16 protein-coding genes are annotated in these 15,728 nt (G+C 73.3%); 4 read left to right on the top strand and 12 right to left on the bottom strand.

Annotated elements, in window-relative coordinates; genetic code table 11:
- Nucleotides 1–35: 35 nt before the first annotated feature.
- On the bottom strand, nt 36–1,286 hold the full coding sequence (locus ACIGFK_RS17935) for an MFS transporter (RefSeq protein ID WP_376657067.1): 1,251 nt from the start codon (nt 1,284–1,286) through the stop codon (nt 36–38).
- Nucleotides 1,287–1,352: 66 nt separating this feature from the next.
- Nucleotides 1,353–2,153: an alpha/beta fold hydrolase gene (locus ACIGFK_RS17940; RefSeq protein ID WP_400052538.1), complete on the bottom strand. Its 801-nt coding sequence runs from the start codon at nt 2,151–2,153 to the stop codon at nt 1,353–1,355.
- 140 nt (nt 2,154–2,293) lie between these two features.
- Between ACIGFK_RS17940 and ACIGFK_RS17945 the strand changes: the two genes are divergently transcribed.
- A complete protein-coding gene (locus ACIGFK_RS17945; protein ID WP_376657068.1) occupies nt 2,294–2,980 on the top strand; it encodes a GNAT family N-acetyltransferase in 687 nt (228 codons plus the stop codon).
- Nucleotides 2,981–3,009: 29 nt separating this feature from the next.
- Here ACIGFK_RS17945 and ACIGFK_RS17950 read toward each other — a convergent pair whose 3' ends face one another.
- The 3 genes from ACIGFK_RS17950 to ACIGFK_RS17960 form a co-directional block, all read right to left on the bottom strand.
- Entirely contained in the window at nt 3,010–4,038 is a 1,029-nt protein-coding gene (locus tag ACIGFK_RS17950; RefSeq protein WP_400052617.1) for a TolB family protein, read from the bottom strand.
- A gap of 64 nt (nt 4,039–4,102) precedes the next feature.
- Nucleotides 4,103–5,368: an MFS transporter gene (locus ACIGFK_RS17955; protein WP_376657069.1), complete on the bottom strand. Its 1,266-nt coding sequence runs from the start codon at nt 5,366–5,368 to the stop codon at nt 4,103–4,105.
- Between the two features lie 2 nt (nt 5,369–5,370).
- Nucleotides 5,371–6,252 carry an alkaline phosphatase family protein gene (locus ACIGFK_RS17960; protein WP_386467651.1) on the bottom strand — a complete coding sequence of 294 codons (882 nt, stop codon included), beginning with the start codon at nt 6,250–6,252 and terminating at the stop codon, nt 5,371–5,373.
- Between the two features lie 276 nt (nt 6,253–6,528).
- Between ACIGFK_RS17960 and ACIGFK_RS17965 the strand changes: the two genes are divergently transcribed.
- A complete protein-coding gene (locus ACIGFK_RS17965) occupies nt 6,529–7,812 on the top strand; it encodes an alpha/beta hydrolase (protein WP_376657071.1) in 1,284 nt (427 codons plus the stop codon).
- Here the strand turns inward: ACIGFK_RS17965 and ACIGFK_RS17970 are convergent.
- Complete coding sequence (locus tag ACIGFK_RS17970; RefSeq protein ID WP_376657072.1) at nt 7,790–9,256, bottom strand: carboxylesterase/lipase family protein; 1,467 nt, start codon at nt 9,254–9,256, stop codon at nt 7,790–7,792. The two genes, ACIGFK_RS17965 and ACIGFK_RS17970, sit on opposite strands and share 23 nt — an antisense overlap.
- 101 nt (nt 9,257–9,357) lie before the next feature.
- Between ACIGFK_RS17970 and ACIGFK_RS17975 the strand changes: the two genes are divergently transcribed.
- Entirely contained in the window at nt 9,358–9,681 is a 324-nt protein-coding gene (locus tag ACIGFK_RS17975) for a hypothetical protein (RefSeq protein ID WP_376657073.1), read from the top strand.
- A 96-nt stretch (nt 9,682–9,777) separates the two neighbouring features.
- Nucleotides 9,778–10,062 carry a chaplin gene (locus ACIGFK_RS17980; protein ID WP_376657074.1) on the top strand — a complete coding sequence of 95 codons (285 nt, stop codon included), beginning with the start codon at nt 9,778–9,780 and terminating at the stop codon, nt 10,060–10,062.
- Nucleotides 10,063–10,145: 83 nt separating this feature from the next.
- Here the strand turns inward: ACIGFK_RS17980 and ACIGFK_RS17985 are convergent, their stop codons facing one another.
- The 6 genes from ACIGFK_RS17985 to ACIGFK_RS18010 form a co-directional block, all read right to left on the bottom strand.
- The gene (locus tag ACIGFK_RS17985; protein WP_386467653.1) at nt 10,146–11,009 is read right to left on the bottom strand and encodes a tyrosinase family protein; all 864 of its coding nucleotides are present in this window, start codon (nt 11,007–11,009) and stop codon (nt 10,146–10,148) included.
- A gap of 30 nt (nt 11,010–11,039) precedes the next feature.
- Nucleotides 11,040–11,408 (bottom strand): tyrosinase family oxidase copper chaperone, encoded by a 369-nt coding sequence (locus ACIGFK_RS17990; protein ID WP_376657076.1) that lies wholly within the window; start codon nt 11,406–11,408, stop codon nt 11,040–11,042.
- A 58-nt stretch (nt 11,409–11,466) separates the two neighbouring features.
- Nucleotides 11,467–11,997: a GNAT family N-acetyltransferase gene (locus ACIGFK_RS17995; RefSeq protein WP_376657077.1), complete on the bottom strand. Its 531-nt coding sequence runs from the start codon at nt 11,995–11,997 to the stop codon at nt 11,467–11,469.
- Nucleotides 11,998–12,339: 342 nt separating this feature from the next.
- Nucleotides 12,340–13,440: an acyl-CoA dehydrogenase family protein gene (locus tag ACIGFK_RS18000; protein WP_400052543.1), complete on the bottom strand. Its 1,101-nt coding sequence runs from the start codon at nt 13,438–13,440 to the stop codon at nt 12,340–12,342.
- Nucleotides 13,437–14,636, bottom strand: coding sequence for an acyl-CoA dehydrogenase family protein (locus ACIGFK_RS18005; RefSeq protein ID WP_376657079.1), 1,200 nt, complete (start codon nt 14,634–14,636; stop codon nt 13,437–13,439). Before ACIGFK_RS18005 ends, ACIGFK_RS18000 begins: the two co-directional genes overlap by 4 nt.
- Nucleotides 14,633–15,619: an NADPH:quinone oxidoreductase family protein gene (locus ACIGFK_RS18010; RefSeq protein ID WP_376657080.1), complete on the bottom strand. Its 987-nt coding sequence runs from the start codon at nt 15,617–15,619 to the stop codon at nt 14,633–14,635. The genes ACIGFK_RS18005 and ACIGFK_RS18010 overlap by 4 nt, the downstream gene beginning before the upstream one ends.
- Nucleotides 15,620–15,728 lie beyond the last annotated feature (109 nt).

The following is a 15,728-nucleotide window of genomic DNA, read 5'->3' on the forward strand; positions in this document are numbered from 1 at the left end:
CGCCGGTCGCCCGGGGCACGCCGACAGGCCCTGGTTCAGCCCGCAGGTACGGCTTCCACGGCGGCTCCCCGGGCGCCGTCACGCCCGCGGGAGGCCTCGGCCCGGCGCACGGCCGGCCCCATCCCGTACGAGGCCGCGAGCAGCACGGCCCCCAGCAGCAGCCACCCCGGGATGCCCCACACCAGCAGCAGAGAGGTCAGCACCAGCGGCCCGAGGGTGCGGGCCACGGGGACCCCGGTGCCGAAGAAGCCCTGGTACTGGCCGATCCGGTCGGCGGGCGCCAGCGAGAACCCGATCTGCCAGGACCCGGCGGACTGCCGCATCTCGGCGTCCACCTGGAGCACCGCGCCCGCCACGAGCAGCCCGGCCGCCGCCCATCCGGCCCCCGGCAGCGCCGAGAGGGCGAACACCGCGCACGACGCGGCCATCACCAGCCCCGAGACCCGCACCGCCCGCCGGGCGGCGTCCAGGCCGGTCACGGGCCGGGCCATGCGCACCTGGAAGAGCATCACGGCGACGGTGTTGAGCACGAACAGCGCCGACACCAGCCAGCCGGGGGCGTGCGTGCGCTGCACGATCCAGAGCGGCACGGCGAGGCTCAGCAGCGGCATCCGCAGCAGCAGGACCGCGTTCAGCAGCGTGACCAGCGCGTACGGGCGGTCGCGGAGCACCGCCAGCCGGGGCTCCCCCGCCGCCCGCCCGGCGACGGGGGCCACCGCGGGCAGCGTCAGCAGGACGGCGGCGCAGCCCAGGAAGCCCACCGCGTCCAGGACGAAGACCGCGAGGTAGGCCCGTCCGGTGTCCGCCCCCAGGGCCAGCCCGCCGAGCGCCGCCCCCAGGGCCAGCCCTCCGTTGAGCATCGACTGGAGGTGGGCCAGGACCCCCGTCCGCTGCTCCGCGGGGACCAGACCGGCGAGCAGCGCCTGCCGGGCCGCCCCGAGGCCGCACTGGGCGGTGGCGTAGAGGACCACGGCCGCCAGGAAGGCCCAGAAGGACCGGATGAAGAGGAAGGAGAGCACCGAGGCCGCGGTGGCCCCCGCCAGCAGCGCCGAGGTTCCGCGGGGGCCGCGCCGGTCGGCGAGCGCCCCCAGCGGGACGCCGGCCACGGAGCCCACGGCCCAGGCGACGGTCAGGCCGAGGCCGATCTGCGCGGGCGAGAGACCGACCATGCGGGTGAAGTAGAGGGCCGAACACACGTAGTAGGCACCGTCACCGACGGAGTTGCTCAACTGGGCCGCGGCGAGCCGTCGCGGCGCCCCGGGCGGGGGCAGGATCCGTAGCGTCACCCCGTCATTCCATCAGCCGGGTGGCCCGCGCGGCAGAGCCAATCACGGCCTGAGATCTTGGGCCACTCACAGCCCCGCGAGGAACTCCAGCAGCGCCCGGTTGAAGGCCTCCGGCCGCTCCACCCCCGGCAGGTGCCCGGCCCCCTCGACGACCGTGAGCACCGAGTGCGGCATCAGCGCGTGCAGGGCCTCGGCGTCCGCGACCGGGGTGTAGACGTCGTCCGCGCCGACCAGCACCAGGCAGGGCTCGGAGGCCCCGGCGAGCACCGGGCGGTAGTCGGGGCGCTCGGCGCGCCCGCGCAGGGCCGCTGCCGCACCCTCGGGGCCGGTCGCGCACATCATGGCGCTCACCCGGGCGGCCGCCCCGGGCATGCCGGTCACGTTGTAAGGCGCCAGCATCTTGTCGATGACCTCTTCGGCGTACCCCTCCATGCCCTCGGCGAGGAGCCGCTCCGCGAGCTCCCGGCGGTACTTCCTGCCGTCCTCGTTCTCCGGCACCGGCGAGGTGTCGGAGAGCACGAGGGCCCGTACCACACCCGGGTGGCGCAGCCGCAGCTCCATGGCGATCTGCCCGCCCATGGACACACCACCGACGACCGCCTGTTCGATACCGAGGCGGGCGAGCAGGGCGGCGAGGTCGTCCGCGAAGTCGGCGAGCAGCGCCTTGCCGGGGACGACCGGGCTTTCACCGTATCCTCGCAGGTCAGGGGCGATAACCCGGTAGCCGGCGGCCGTCAGCGCGGCTGTCTGGGGGGCCCACATCGTGCGGTTGAACGGATGTCCGTGGATCAGGATTACGGGCGCTCCGTCCCGGGGACCCAAGTCGTCGAAAAAGACGTTCACGCCATTGCCAAATTGGGGGTTCATGAGAGGACATTAAGGGGCTACATTGAGCCACTCGCGTTCACCTGACAGCCCGTTGCCTTTCACCCGTGTTTTGCACGGGGGGCGACGTCAGAGACGCAGACTGTGCAACCACCCCACCGCCCAGAAGGACCGAAGGCTCCGTGCCCGTACCCGTACTCCTCGCCGGCCGCTCCGTGCGGCTCGAGCCCCTCGCCCCCCACCACACCGAGGCTCTGGCCCTGGCCGGGGCCGAGGATCGTACGACTTACGCCTTCACCCCCGTACCCCATGGGGTGCAGGCGTCCCACGAGTACATCGAACGCGCCCTCGCCGATCAGGCGGCGGGCCGGTCGCTCCCGTTCGCGGTGGTCAGAGCCGCGGACGGCCTGGTCGTCGGTTCCACCCGGTTCCTGGAACTGGACTACTGGCAGGGTCCGCTGGTGTGGCCCGCCGTGCCGGGTGTCCCGTTCGGTGATCCGGCGACGGCGATCCCCGATGCCGCCGAGATCGGCAATACCTGGCTGTCCCCGGGCGCCCAGGGAACCGGCATCAACACCGAGGCGAAGCTGCTCATGCTCCGCCATGCCTTCGAGACCTGGGGCGTGCGACGCATCTCACTGCGCGCGGACGCCCGCAACCTCCGTTCGCGGGCCGCCATGGAGCGTCTCGGGTTCACCTGCGAGGGGGTCCGCCGGGCCCATTCGCGGGGGCTCGACGGCGCGGTCCGCAGTACGGCCTTCTACTCGATCCTCGACGAGGAGTGGCCGGCCGTGCGGTCGATCATCGAGCTGAGGCTCTCGGCGAAGGCTCCGCGCAAGCGCAGGCGCAAGACGCTCGTTCCGGCGTAACGGTCCTGCGGCCGCCCGCCCCCGTCCTCTCACCCGAGGAAGGCGGGGGCGAGGGCCGATGCCATGAGGCGGACCGGGGCACCGCTCCCGTCCGCCGGGACCGTGTAGAGGTCGGCCCCGAAGTCACCGGGCAGCGAGTAGGCGACGGTCCGTTCGTCCAGCCACACGACCTGGTCGTCGACGCTGCGCTCCTCGGCGAGCGGGGTCTGCGCTCCGGAGGCCAGGTCCAGGGCGTACAGCCGCCACGGGGCCTCGGCGGGCAGCCCCTCCACCCGCTTCTTGAACACCAGCCGCTTGCCGTCGGGCGCCAGGGACGGGCATTCCACGTTCTCGCGCAGGGTGGTCACCGTGCGTGCGGTCAGGTCCCCGCGGACCAGGTGGGTGCGGCCGCCGGTGGCCATGGTCGCGTAGAACGCCTGTTCGTCGGCGGTGAAGGTGACCCCCCAGAAGTTGACGTCGGCGTTCCGGTACTCCTTGCCGTCCTTGAGGATCGTGAAGTCCTCCAGGGAGGCGTCGAGCCTGCCCGTGCGCAGGTCGAGCACCGAGGTCCGCGTCGAGAAGTTCGTACCGGCGTACGAGTCGCCGCCGACGAAGACGGTCCAGGCGGCGAGGTGCCCGCCGGGCGAGACCCGGGCCCGGGTGGGGATGCCGGCCAGCGGGTGCGCGGACACCTCCTTCAGACGGGCGTCGAGCACGACGGCCCGGTAGCCGTCCTGGACCCCGCCCTTGACCGCCTGGAGGCAGACGCCGGTGCCCCCGGCGGAGTGGAAGCGCAGACAGCTCACTCCGGAGGCGGTACGGGCCCCCTCGGGAGCCGAGGCGGGGACGGAGGCGAGTTCGTCGCGGTGCGGGCCCCACGCCATGTTGCGGAAGAGGATCCGCGGGCCGGCGTCGCCGGGGTTCAGCGAGAGTGCGCCCCGGGTGATCTCGGGGCCGCCCGCCTGGGCGTGGTTCTTCTGCTCGGCGCGGTCGGCGGCCCGCAGGAAGGACAGCCCCGCGACCACGGCCAGCACGCACACGACGGCGGCCAGGATCAGGATCCGGCGGCGGAGGGACAAGGGGGGCATCGGTGGCATGGGGGCCTTTCGGGGCGGCTTCGGGGGATGTTCGGGGGCGACCGCGTCAGTCGTCGCCCGAGGGCAGCAGCCGTACGGACACGCAGACGGCGGCGGCGAGCAGTGCGGCGGCCACGGCGAGGGCGGGGCGGGCGCCCCAGACCGTCCAGGCGGCACCGAAGCCGAGGGAGGCGGCGAACCGGGCGAGGGCCTGGCCGGTCTGGACGAGGGCCAGGCCGCCGCCGCGGTGCTCCTCGGGGACGGAGCCGGCGGCCGCGGCCATCAGCACGCCGTCGGTCGCCGCGTAGAAGCCGCCGTGCAGCAGGAGCACCGCGTACGGCAGCCACGCCCCCGCCCCGCCGGCCAGGAGCAGTCCGTAGGCGAGCAGCAGGGCGAGGTGGCCGCCGATGAAGACCCGCCCGCGGCCGATCCGGTCGGCGAGGCGGCCCAGCGGCAGTGCGAGCAGGAAGAACGCGGCGGCGGTACCGAGCGGCAGCAGGGCGAACCAGCGGTCGGCGATCCCGGTGGCGCGCTGCAGCAGCAGGAAGACGAAGGCGTCGCTGACGGTGCACAGGCCCAGGAGCAGCGCGCACAGGCCGGTCCGGCGCAGGTCGGTCCGGCGCAGCAGCCCGAGGGCGGCGCGCAGCGAGACCGGCTCGGCGGGGGCGGCCGGGGCGGTCCGCCGGCCGGGCACGAACAGGACCAGGACGAGGACCCCGAGGGCGGCCACGCAGGCGCTGACGGTGAACACGGCGTCGTAGCCGTCGGCGGCGCCGCGCAGGATGAGGAAGGCGAGGACGGGGCCGATGAGCGCGCCGGCGGTGTCCATGGCCCGGTGCACACCGAAGGCCCGGCCGCGGTCCTCGGGGGCGGCCGCGAGGGAGATCAGCGCGTCGCGCGGGGCGGTGCGCAGGCCCTTGCCGGTCCGGTCGAGGGCGAGGACGGCGCCGATCGCGGGCAGGGTGTGCGCGAGCAGGAGCAGGGGTTTGCAGAGCGCGGAGAGCCCGTAGCCGATCCCGGCGAGGGCCTTGTGGCGGCCGAGGCGGTCGCCGAGGTGGCCTCCGGTGAGCCGGACGAGGGCGCTGACCCCGTTGTAGAGGCCGTCGAGCAGTCCGAAGCCGAGCGGGGAGAGCCCGAGGCCGGCGACGAGGTAGAGCGGGAGCACGGCCGTGACCATCTCGGAGGAGACGTCGGTGATCAGGCTGACCGTGCCGAGGGCGAGCACCGTGGGGGCGAGGGCGGCGCGCCGCCCCGGGTGGGCACCCGGGGCGGCGGCCTGCGGCTCGGGGGTCACGGCGGGCGCGGAAGTACCGCGGCTGTCCGCAACGTACATGGTCAGGAAGCCCAGATCCCCGTGATGTCCTTGGCGGTGGCGGCGTTCCCGGCGTGGGTGGTCAGGCCGGCCAGGCCCTCCAGGGTGCGCAGCATGTCGTAGTGGTTGTAGGTGGTGCCCGACGTGCTGCCGGGGGTGACGGGCTGGCCGTAGAGCACGGTGGGGATCTTGTTCCCGGCGAGCCGGTTGTCCTCGTCGAAGGTGACGACGAGGAGGCTGTTGTGGGTCTTGGCCCAGTCCGCGTAGGCCTTGAGGTTGTTCTTGAGCCAGGTGTCGCCGGTGCCGACGGAGCAGTCGTGCATGTCGTTGCAGAGGTCCGGGACGACGAAGGACACCTTGGGCAGGGTGGTGAAGTCCGTCGGGAACTGGGTCATCGTCTTCGCGGTGCTGGTGGGCACGTTGGAGAAGGCGAACCAGGGGTTGTGCTTGCGGGCGTACTTGCCGCTGCTGCAGGTGGTGGAACCCGCGCTGGGGAGGCCCTCGTTGTAGCTGCCCCAGCTCTTGCCGGCGGCGATCAGCTCCGAGGCGAGGTTGGGGGCGGAGCTGAAGCCGGGGGTGTAGCAGCTGTCGCCGGTGACGCCCTGGTTGGAGCCCGAGAAGAGCTGGAGGTAGTTGGGCTGGCTCGGGTGCGTGATGCCGTACGACTGCGTGAGGTTGGCGCCGCCGCTCTTGAGCGAGTTGATGTACGGGGCGCTGGAGCTGCCGATGACCTGGTTGTAGGCGTGGTTCTCGAAGACCACGACGACGACGTGGTCGGGTGCGGGCAGGCCTGCGGCGTGGGCGGGCTGGACGGCGCCTGTGCCCGCCCACAGGGCCGCGCCCGCGACGCTGAGGCCGAAGGCGGTGGCGAGGGCGGTCCTACGACGAGAGCCTGGCAGGAGCATGCCAAACACGGGGTACCTCCGGGCGGAATGGGGGTTCGGACGGCGGCGCGGAGGCACCATACCCAGGGGCATGTGCACTGGCCAGGGATACTTGGCGAACAGAACCCGAACTCCACCGGCCCTTCAGGCGCCGGGTAACGGCCTGCCCCAGAAAACCCCAAGAGAAGTAAAAATGCGGAACCCGGCCACGTATTCGTTCATCTTCCGAACGGACGGGACCAGCCGCCAGACCACACCGCCCCCTCGGGGGCAGCATCAGCCGGAGAGCCACCGCACATGTCGTACTCACCTGACGGGCAGCAGTACCAGCCGTACGGGCCGCAGGGACAGAGCCCCCAGCCGCCGTACGGGGACCAGTACGGCCGGCCTTACGGACAACAGCAGGCCCCCGGCCGGCCGCCGCAGGGCCCGTACGGGCAGCAGCCTCCGTACGGTCAACAGCCGCAGTACGAAGAGCAGTACGGGGACCAGTACGACTACGACCCGGAGCCCCCGCCGCGCAGGTCGCGGGCGCGCCGCTGGGTGATCGCGGGTGTCACCGTGCTGGCGCTCGCCGGCATCGCGGCGCTCGTGATGAACCACTTCGAAATACCGCCGTTCACCGACAAGGGCTCCGACGTGTCCTTCGGGCAGCCCGCGGGCGGTGACGGCAAGAAGAAGGACGCCGGGCAGCCGCCGCCGAACTCCAAGATGCTGATGCCCACCGGGCCGGCCGCCGAGTTCAAGAACTCGATGACCCTGGCCGACGGCACGCACGTGGCCGTCACCACGCTGGACGGCAAGAAGTCCGGCTTCAAGGGCAAGGTCTGGGTCTGGGCGCCCAAGGAGTACAACGACCCGAAGTTCGCCAAGAGCGGCTTCCCGGTCATGATCGCCCTGCCCGGCGGCGCCGGCTACCCGAACAACTACTGGATGGGCACCGACCTGGGGCTCCAGACGAGCATCAGCAAGTGGTACGCCGAGGGCAAGAGCAAGCCGTTCATCCTCGCCATGCCGGTACTGAACCCGGGCCCGGACGACAAGGGCATCTACTGGGACGGCTCCGACATCCCCGACCAGCCGAAGATGGGCACCTGGCTGACCGAGGACGTCCCCGACCTGATGAAGGCGAACTTCCGCACCGTCAAGTCCCGTGACGGCTGGGCCTACATGGGCTCCTCCACCGGCGGCTTCGCGAGCCTGAAGGCCGTGCTCAAGTACCCGGAGAAGTTCAAGGCCGCGATCTGCTCCGGCCCGGACATCGTCCCCGACTCCTCGCTGTGGAAGGGCCACGACAAGGAGAAGGCCGAGAACAACCCGGAGCTCCTGGCGAAGGCCATGATCGACAAGAAGGGCGCGCCGGACGTCTACCTCGCCTTCCAGGTCGGCGACAACGAGAACAACAAGAAGACCCTGCCGGACGTGCAGAAGTTCATCGCCACGTACGGCAACAAGGGGCCGATCCACACCGAGCTGAGGGTCATCCCCGGCGGCCAGCACAACGCCAAGACCTACGTCCCGAACATGGGCCTGGGACCGATCCAGTTCATCAGCAAGGTCATGGAAGGACCCGTCGAGTAGCCTGCGGCTCCTCCACCCGCTCCTCCTTCAGCTCCGGCCCGCCGAAGATCCTCGGCGGGCCGTTGCCGTCCCAGGGCTCCCAGCCCGGGTCGCCGGTCAGGGCGAACCGCACCCACGCGGAGTGCATCTCCTCGGCGAGCGCCTGCGGGGTGTCCGGGCCGGCCAGCCACGAGGCCTCCGGCACGCCGAGGGTGTCGAACACGAAGCCCAGTTCCAGGGCGTGGCAGGCCCCGAGCCCCGGCACTCCGGAGGGCCAGGCGAATTCGTACAGGTAGCTCGGCGCGGCCCGCCCGGCCCCGGCGAGCCTCCGGAGCGGGTCGCGCAGCAGGCTGTCCGTGACCAGCTGCCCCGCGAGCTCGGCGGGGCTCGCCCCCGGCAGGGCGGCGCGCAGCGCCCGTACGTCGTCCCGGTCCTTGCCGCTGCGGAAGCGGGCCAGCGCCAGCGCGAGCGGGCCGAGCCGGTCCAGGACCCGCATGGCGCCGGTGGGGGCGAGCCAGAGCCGGTACTCCTCGCTGGTCCAGCCCATCAGCAGGGGCACCTCGCTGAGCGCGGCGGCTTCGAGGGGGTCGCCGGGGAGCGTCTTCGGGTCGGCCACCAGGCCGAAGGCGGGTCCGCCCACGAGGAGGCTCGACTTGTGGAGCACCGCCGCCTGGGCGGCGAGCAGGTCGGGCAGCGGGACGTCGGCGAACGCGCTCGCGGTGGCCTTCGTCTTCAGCAGGGAGGCCATCCGCCGCACCATGGCGCGGACCTTGTCGCGCGGCAGCACCTCGGGGGCCCCGCTCTGCAGGACCGCCTGGGAGAAGAGCCCGGCGGCGCTCGGGGCGGCGAGGAGGGCGCCGGTGCTGATGGCCCCGGCGGATTCGCCGAAGACCGTGACGCGGGCGGGGTCGCCGCCGAAGGCCCCGATGTTGTCGCGGACCCATTCCAGGGCGGCGATCTGGTCGAGCAGGCCGCGGTTGGCGGGTGCGTCGGGGAAGAGCCCGTAGCCGAGGACCCCGAGGCGGAAGTTGCAGGAGACGAGGACGACCCCGTCGCGCGCGAAGGCGGCGCCGTCGTAGACGGGCACGGCCGAGGAGCCGCGGGTGTGCGCTCCGCCGTGCAGCCACACCATGACGGGCAGCCGGGCCGCCGGCGCCGGGTCGGGGGTCCACACGTTGACCGTCAGGCAGTCGTCCCCGGGGATCTGCGGATCGGGCAGCAGGGTCGCGAACACGTCCGCGTACGGCACCTGGGGCGCGGTGGGCCCGAAGGCCGAGCAGTCCCGTACGCCCTCCCAGGCGGCCGGCGGCGCGGGAGCCGCGAAGCGCAGGGCGCCGACGGGCGGGGCGGCGTAGGGGATGCCGCGGAAGACGGCGCTCCCGTGCGCGTCCGTCCGGCCCTCCACCAGGCCGGACCCGGTCCGGACCCGGGGCCGCGCCCGGCCGTCGTCACCGGGTGCGCTCATCTCGTCCTCCTGCGGTCGCACATGCTCCTGGCACGGTCGCACAGCCCTCCGACGGGTGACAAGGCGTGACCGTGCCGGGGCCCGTGCCGGTTGGACCGGCTATGCGATCCCTGCGTATCCACCACATTCTGCCCGTCCTGCTGCTGGCCGCCACCGGACCGGTCTTCGCCGGCGCCGCCGCCGCGGCCGAGCCGGACTTCCAGTACGTCGGCCAGGACGACCGGCCGCACGGGCTCACCGCTCCGAAGGGCTGCGTCGGGGCGGAGGGGGGCGGCGGCCGCGCGGTCTCCAACCGGACCCCTGCCACGGCCGCCTTCTACCGGGAGCCCGGCTGCAAGGGCCGGGCGGTGGAGGTCCTGCGGCCGGGCGCCGTCACCCAGGTGCGGCCGTACTTCGCGTCCGTGGCCTTCGGTGTCACCGGGTAGGCGCAGCGGCCGTGACCCCTCGGCCCTCCCCGCGTTGTATGCCATGTCAAATGCTGCAGATTCTGCGGCGCCCCATATCTCACGAGGAGATCTTTGATGTCGCGTATCGCGAAGGCATTCGCCATCACCGCTGTGGCCGGTAGCGCCGTCACCGCCGGTGCGGGTCTGGCTGTCGCCGATGCCGGAGCGCACGGTGCGGCGGTCGGCTCCCCCGGTGTCCTCTCGGGCAACGTGCTCCAGGTTCCCGTCCACGTCCCCGTCAACGTCTGCGGCAACACGGTCAACGTGATCGCGCTGCTCAACCCGGCGTTCGGCAACACCTGCGTCAACGCGTCGGGCGGCGGCGAGCACCACACCGAGGGCGGCGACTACGGCCACTGATCGCCTGATCTCCTGATCGGCTGATCGCCGGAAGGGCCCCCGCCGGACGGCGGGGGCCCTTTCCGCGTCTCTGCCCGCATCCGTCATTCGTAGCGGTAGACGCCCCGGTGGCCGAACGCCTCGCGGGGGGTGATGTCCCACGGCGGCATCGGCTCGTCGAGGGCGATGACGCGGCCCCGCTGGAGGTCCCCGTAGGGCAGGGGTCCGGCCGGCAGGTAGCCCGAGTCGGGGTGCTTCTCCTGCCAGCGGTCCCAGATCAGGTCCACGAAGGAGTGGTGCAGCCAGAACGCCGGGTCGTTGGGGGCCGTTCCGCCGGTCATGTGGCCGCCGATCCACTGGTGGACCTTGTTGTGGTTGCGCCAGCGCTCGCTCTTGGGTGCGGCCCACCCCTCCAGCTTGTTGCGGAAGCTGCCGCCGGCGGCCGTGGAGTCCCAGGGCGAGGAGTCGTACGTGGGATCGTCGATCGCCCACTGGAGTTCCGCGGGGGTGGGCAGGGTGATCGGGTTCTGCGGGCGGCCGAGGTTGCGGGTGAGGAAGGCGGACTCCGTGATGCCCACGGTCACCGTCCAGTTGCCCTTGTCGTAGGCGAACGGCCCGGTCATGACCTTGCGGTCGCTCTGCCGTCCGGTGCCCCCGAGGAAGTCGTCGGCCCAGAGCGAGGACACCGGGCTGGTGTCGGTGGTCCAGTCCCAGTACGGGATGGAGACTCCGGGGTCCACGCGCTGCAACTCCCTCTCGAACCGCAGCAGGTAGAGCCGGTGCCACGGGAAGAAGGAGGGCGACATGTGCCCGACGCGGAGCTTCCGGTCGCGGTCGGGCACGAAGTACTTGTCGTGGGTGCGCACGAAGGAGTCGTAGGTGCCGTCGCGCTTCAGCTCGAGCACGGCCGCCGTGAACCGCTTCTTCTGGGCGCTGGTCAGGTTCTTCTGGTTCTGCCGGATGTACAACGCGGGGTTCCTCCCCTTCCCGTGGATGGGTCAGCCGTGGTGCGGGGCCGCGAACGCCAGCTGGGTCGTGCCCAGTTCGTCGACGGCGGCGCGGGCCACTTCCAGGGGCGTCGCGTAGGACTCGAAGTGGTTGATCCCGCTGAGGTAGCTGCCGTCGGCACGGCGCATGACGTGCAGCGGACGGCCGTCGATGCGCACCCCGGCGAGATCGACGGCGATGTGCCGGCCCCGGTACGTCTCCTCGGAGAGCGGGGCCGGGGTCAGCGTCTGCCGGGGGCGGCGGGCGCGCAGCACGGGGGCCAGGGCCGCGGCCGTGCCGGCGAGCACCGTCGCGGTGAAGGCCGTACGGAGGACCGCGCGGCGGGTCAGTGGTGCGGCGGCGGCTGCTGCGGACAACATTCGGTCTCCCTCGCTCGGTGCCGGCGGCTACGGGTCTAACGCCGCGCGGCGGGCGAGGTCACCCTTGAGGGTGCTTGTAGAAGAGGGTGGTGGGGTGCAGGCGGCCGGCCGGGTCGGTGGCGTAGTCGGGGATGGTGCCGGCCTCGGTCCAGCCCGCCCGGAGGTAGACCTTCTCGGCGCCGCTGCCGGTCTCGGTGTCGAGGAACATCAGCACCACCCCGGCGCGGGCGGCGGCCGCCTCGGCCTCGGCGAGCAGGGCGCGGGCGGTTCCCCGGCCGCGGGCGTCCGGATGGACCATCAGTTTGCGCAGCTCGGCACGGTGGCGGCCGTTGGGCTTGGACTCCCGGTACCAGCTGACGGTGCCGTCGATGCGGCCGTTGCCGCCGGTGCGGGAGACCCACAGCGCCAGGGAGCCCTCCTCGACGGCCGGGAGCAGGGAGTCCCACCAGGCGGCGGCGCCCCGGTGGTCGAGGTCCGCGAGGAACCCGAGCGAGGAGCCGCCCTCCACGACGGCGAGGAGGAGTGCGGCCAGTTCGTCGCGGTGCGCGCGCAGGCCGGTGGCGTCGAGGGGGCTGATGGTGGCCGTCATGCGGCCAGCGTACGGATCGGCCGGGGGCGCGCCGCAGGAGGGGGAGACGACCTCCCCGGTGGCCCCGGTTTCGCCAGGAACGTCCTGGCCGGGCACTGGCGGCGGGTCGGGCAGGAGCGGCCCGACGCGCACCGGCACGAGCCGGACAGCAGCGACCCCTGGCACGCCGTCGACCAGCGGCTGGACGCCGCTGCCCTGGCGCCGCAGCTGCGCGACACCCTGGCCGGCCTGCGGCCGTGGAGCGGTCCTGTTCTCCGGCCCGGAACGGAGCGTGCCCCCGTACCGGGAATGGCCGTCGGAAACGTCACCGGGCGAGGCTCCCGCCCTCCTCGTGTGGTAGCCCTACGGCGCCGGAAGCTCCGCGAAGTCGGCCACCAGCCCGCGGTGGTGGCCGGCGGTGCCGAGGGCCAGTGAGTCGGCCTTGGCGCGCTTGAGGTAGAGGTGGGCCGGGTGCTCCCAGGTCATGCCGATGCCTCCGTGGAGCTGGACGCACTCCTCGGCCGCGCGGACCGCCACGCCCGAGCAGTAGGACTGGGCGACGGCCACCGTCAGCGGGGCGTCGGGGGACCCGGTCGCCAGGGCGTCGGCGGCGGCCCGGGCCGCCGCGCGGGCGGAGGCCACGTCGAGCCAGAGCCGGGCCAGCCGGTGCTTGAGGGCCTGGAAGGAGCCGACGGTCCGGTTGAACTGGTGCCGGGTCCGCAGGTGGCCGACGGTTTCGGCCAGGCACCATTCGGCGATCCCGACCTGTTCGGAGGCCAGCAGTCCGGCCCCGGAGAGCAGGGCTCCGGCGACGGCGGCCCGGGCGGTGGCGGGGTCGGCGAGCAGGGTGCCCGCGGCCCCGTCGAGGGTGACGGTGGCGAGCGGGCGGGTCAGGTCCAGCGGGACCTGCCCGGTCAGCTCGGCCGAGCCCGCGGGGACGGCGTGGAGCCCGGTGTCGGCGAGGACCAGCAGGACGTCGGCGGCGACCGCGTCCGCGACGGAGGTGACCGTGCCGGTCAGGGTCCCTCCGCCGGAGTCCCGGACGCCGGCCGGCAGGGACGCGCCGGGGGCGAGGGTCAGCGGCACGGCCGGCACGCAGACCCGGCTGCCCGAGGCCAGCTCCCGCAGGAGTCCGGCGGCTTCCGGGGTGTCGCAGCCGAGCAGGATCTCGGTGGCGAGCACCGAGCTCGTCAGGTACGGGAGGGGCGCCACCGCGCGGCCCAGCTCCTCCAGGACCACGGCCGCCTCGCGGTGGCACGCTCCCTGGCCGCCGCGCTTCTCGGGCACGAGGAGACCGGCGGCGCCGATGCCGGAGGCGAGGGTCTGCCACACGGCCGGGTCGTGCGGCCTGCCGGTCTCTGCGCGGGCGAGGACCGTCGTGCTGTCGCAGCGGTCGGCGAGGAGGGACCGTACGGCGGAGCGGAGCTCCTCCTCCGTCTCGGAGTAGAGCAGGTCGCGGGTCATCGGGCCAGGTCCTTCCAGGGGAGGTCCTTGTCGTCGCGCGGTTCCGGGGGCAGGCCCAGGACGCGTTCGGCGACGATGTTGAGGAGGATTTCGCTGGTGCCGCCCTCGATGCTGTTGCCCTTGGCGCGCAGGTAGCGGTAGCCGGCCTCGCGGCCGGTGAAGTCGACGCCTTCGGGGCGCCGCATGGTCCAGTCGTCGTACGACAGGCCCTCCTCGGCGAGGAGTTCGACCTCCAGGCCGCTGATCTCCTGGTTGAGCCGGGCGAAGGTGAGCTTCATGCCCGAGCCCTCGGGGCCGGGCTGTCCCGCGGCGAGCTGCTGGCGCAGCCGCTCGCCGGTGAGGCGGGCGACCTCGGCCTCCACCCACAGTTCCAGCAGCCGCTGGTGGAGGGCGTGGGTGCGCAGTTCGGGGCGTTCGCGCCAGGTGGCGGCGACGGGGCCGATCATGCCGCCCTCGCGCGGGATGCGCATGCCGCCGATGGAGACGCGTTCGTTCATCAGGGTGGTGCGGGCGACGGCCCAGCCTTCGCCCACGGCGCCGAGGCGGTGCGCGTCGGGGATGCGGACGCCGGTCAGGAAGACCTCGTTGAACTCGGCCTCGCCGGTGATCTGGCGCAGCGGCCGGACCTCGACGCCGGGGGCGTGCATGTCGCACAGGAAGTAGGTGATGCCCTGGTGCTTGGGGAGGGCGGGGTCGGTGCGGGCGATCAGGATGCCCCAGCGGGCGGTGTGGGCGCTGGAGGTCCACACCTTCTGCCCGTCGACCACCCACTCCCCCGTGGCCTCGTCGAGGACGGCGCGGGTGGCGAGCGCGGCCAGGTCGGAGCCGGCTCCGGGCTCGCTGAAGAGCTGGCACCAGACCTCCTCGCCGGCCCACAGCGGGCGCAGGAAGCGGCGCTTCTGCTCCTCGGTGCCGTACGCGAGGATCGTCGGGGCGGCCATGCCGAGGCCGATGCCGATCCGGCGCGGGTCGTTGTCGGGGGCTCCCGCGGCCTCCAGTTCGGCGTCGACGGCGGCCTGCAGGGTGCGGGACGCGCCGAGTCCGCCGAGGCCCTCGGGGTAGTGGACCCAGGCGAGTCCGGCGTCGAAGCGGGCGTGGAGGAACTCGCCGCGGGGGGTGGTGGCGGGCGGGTGGTCCGCGAGCAGGTCCCGTACGCGGGCGGACAGTTCCCCGGCGGTCACGGTCGGGCGGGTCATCGGGCCGCTCCGTCCCGGGCCGGGGCGGCGGCCGGTACGACGACCAGCCGGCCGGTGGTGGTCCCGTCGGCGAGGCGCTGCACGGCGTCGGCGGCGGCGGCCAGCGGGAGGCGTTCGCTGACCAGGGGTTTGACGGCCCCCTCGGCGGCGAGCCGGGTGAGTTCGGTGTGGCAGGCCAGGATGGCCGCGGGCTCCTTGGCCGCGTAGAGCCCCCAGTGCAGGCCGAGGATCGTGTAGTTCTTGACCAGCGCGTGGTTGAGCGCGGGGGTGGGGATGGTGCCGCTCGCGAAGCCCACGACGACGATCCGGCCCTCGAAGGCCACGCATTTGGCGGAGGCGGTGTAGGCGTCGCCGCCGACCGGGTCGTAGACCACGTCGGCGCCGCGGCCGCCGGTGAATTCCTTGACCCGGGTGACGAGGTCCTCGGTCGTCCGGTCGACGACCAGGTCGCAGCCGAGCTCCTCGGCGGTGCGGGCCTTGGCCTTGCCGCCGACGACCCCGATGACGGTGGCCCCGGCGGCCTTGCCGAGCTGGACCGCGGCGCTGCCGACCCCGCCTGCGGCGGCGTGCACGAGCAGGGTCTCCCCGCTCTGGATCCGCGCGCGGCGGTGCAGGCCGAACCAGCCGGTCTGGTAGCCGATGTGCAGGGCGGCGGCCTCCGCGTCGTCGAGGCTGTCGGGTGCGGGGAGCAGGGCTCGCGCGGGCGCGGTGACGTACTCGGCGAAACCGCCGTGCGGGAGGCTCGGGTTGGCGATGACGCGGCGGCCGTCCTCGGTCTCGCCGCAGACCTCGACGCCGGGGGTGAAGGGCAGCGGCGGGCGGATCTGGTACTGGCCGCGGACGAGGAGTGCGTCGGGGAAGTTGACGTTGGCGGCGAGCACCCGGAGCCTCACCTCGCCCTCGCCGGGCACCGGCTCGGGAACCTCTTCGAGGCGCATGGCCTCGAGCGGTTCGCCGGGGGTGTGTACGCGCCATGCCTGCATCCGGGGCCTCCAGCCGCCGTCGAGAATCACGCTCCGCGGGCATACTAAGCGGTCGCTTGCCATTCTGTGAACCCATCGGCGCACCCGGGGGAAGGTGCCGCTCCGCGTT

The sequence above is a fragment of the Streptomyces sp. NPDC085524 genome, from assembly GCF_044541755.1.
GTDB lineage: Bacteria > Actinomycetota > Actinomycetes > Streptomycetales > Streptomycetaceae > Streptomyces.

Bases quoted from the DNA above. Each gene is read 5' to 3' on its own strand.
- ACIGFK_RS17980 (WP_376657074.1), top strand. From the start codon at position 9,778: ATGTCGCGTATCGCGAAGGCATTCGCCATCACCGCTGTGGCCGGTAGC.
- ACIGFK_RS18000 (WP_400052543.1), bottom strand. From the start codon at position 13,440: ATGACCCGCGACCTGCTCTACTCCGAGACGGAGGAGGAGCTCCGCTCC.
- ACIGFK_RS17970 (WP_376657072.1), bottom strand. From the start codon at position 9,256: ATGAGCGCACCCGGTGACGACGGCCGGGCGCGGCCCCGGGTCCGGACC.
- ACIGFK_RS17995 (WP_376657077.1), bottom strand. From the start codon at position 11,997: ATGACGGCCACCATCAGCCCCCTCGACGCCACCGGCCTGCGCGCGCAC.
- ACIGFK_RS17965 (WP_376657071.1), top strand. From the start codon at position 6,529: ATGTCGTACTCACCTGACGGGCAGCAGTACCAGCCGTACGGGCCGCAG.
- ACIGFK_RS17940 (WP_400052538.1), bottom strand. From the start codon at position 2,153: ATGAACCCCCAATTTGGCAATGGCGTGAACGTCTTTTTCGACGACTTG.
- ACIGFK_RS17975 (WP_376657073.1), top strand. From the start codon at position 9,358: ATGCGATCCCTGCGTATCCACCACATTCTGCCCGTCCTGCTGCTGGCC.
- ACIGFK_RS17955 (WP_376657069.1), bottom strand. From the start codon at position 5,368: ATGTACGTTGCGGACAGCCGCGGTACTTCCGCGCCCGCCGTGACCCCC.
- ACIGFK_RS17960 (WP_386467651.1), bottom strand. From the start codon at position 6,252: ATGCTCCTGCCAGGCTCTCGTCGTAGGACCGCCCTCGCCACCGCCTTC.
- ACIGFK_RS18010 (WP_376657080.1), bottom strand. From the start codon at position 15,619: ATGCAGGCATGGCGCGTACACACCCCCGGCGAACCGCTCGAGGCCATG.
- ACIGFK_RS18005 (WP_376657079.1), bottom strand. From the start codon at position 14,636: ATGACCCGCCCGACCGTGACCGCCGGGGAACTGTCCGCCCGCGTACGG.
- ACIGFK_RS17990 (WP_376657076.1), bottom strand. From the start codon at position 11,408: ATGTTGTCCGCAGCAGCCGCCGCCGCACCACTGACCCGCCGCGCGGTC.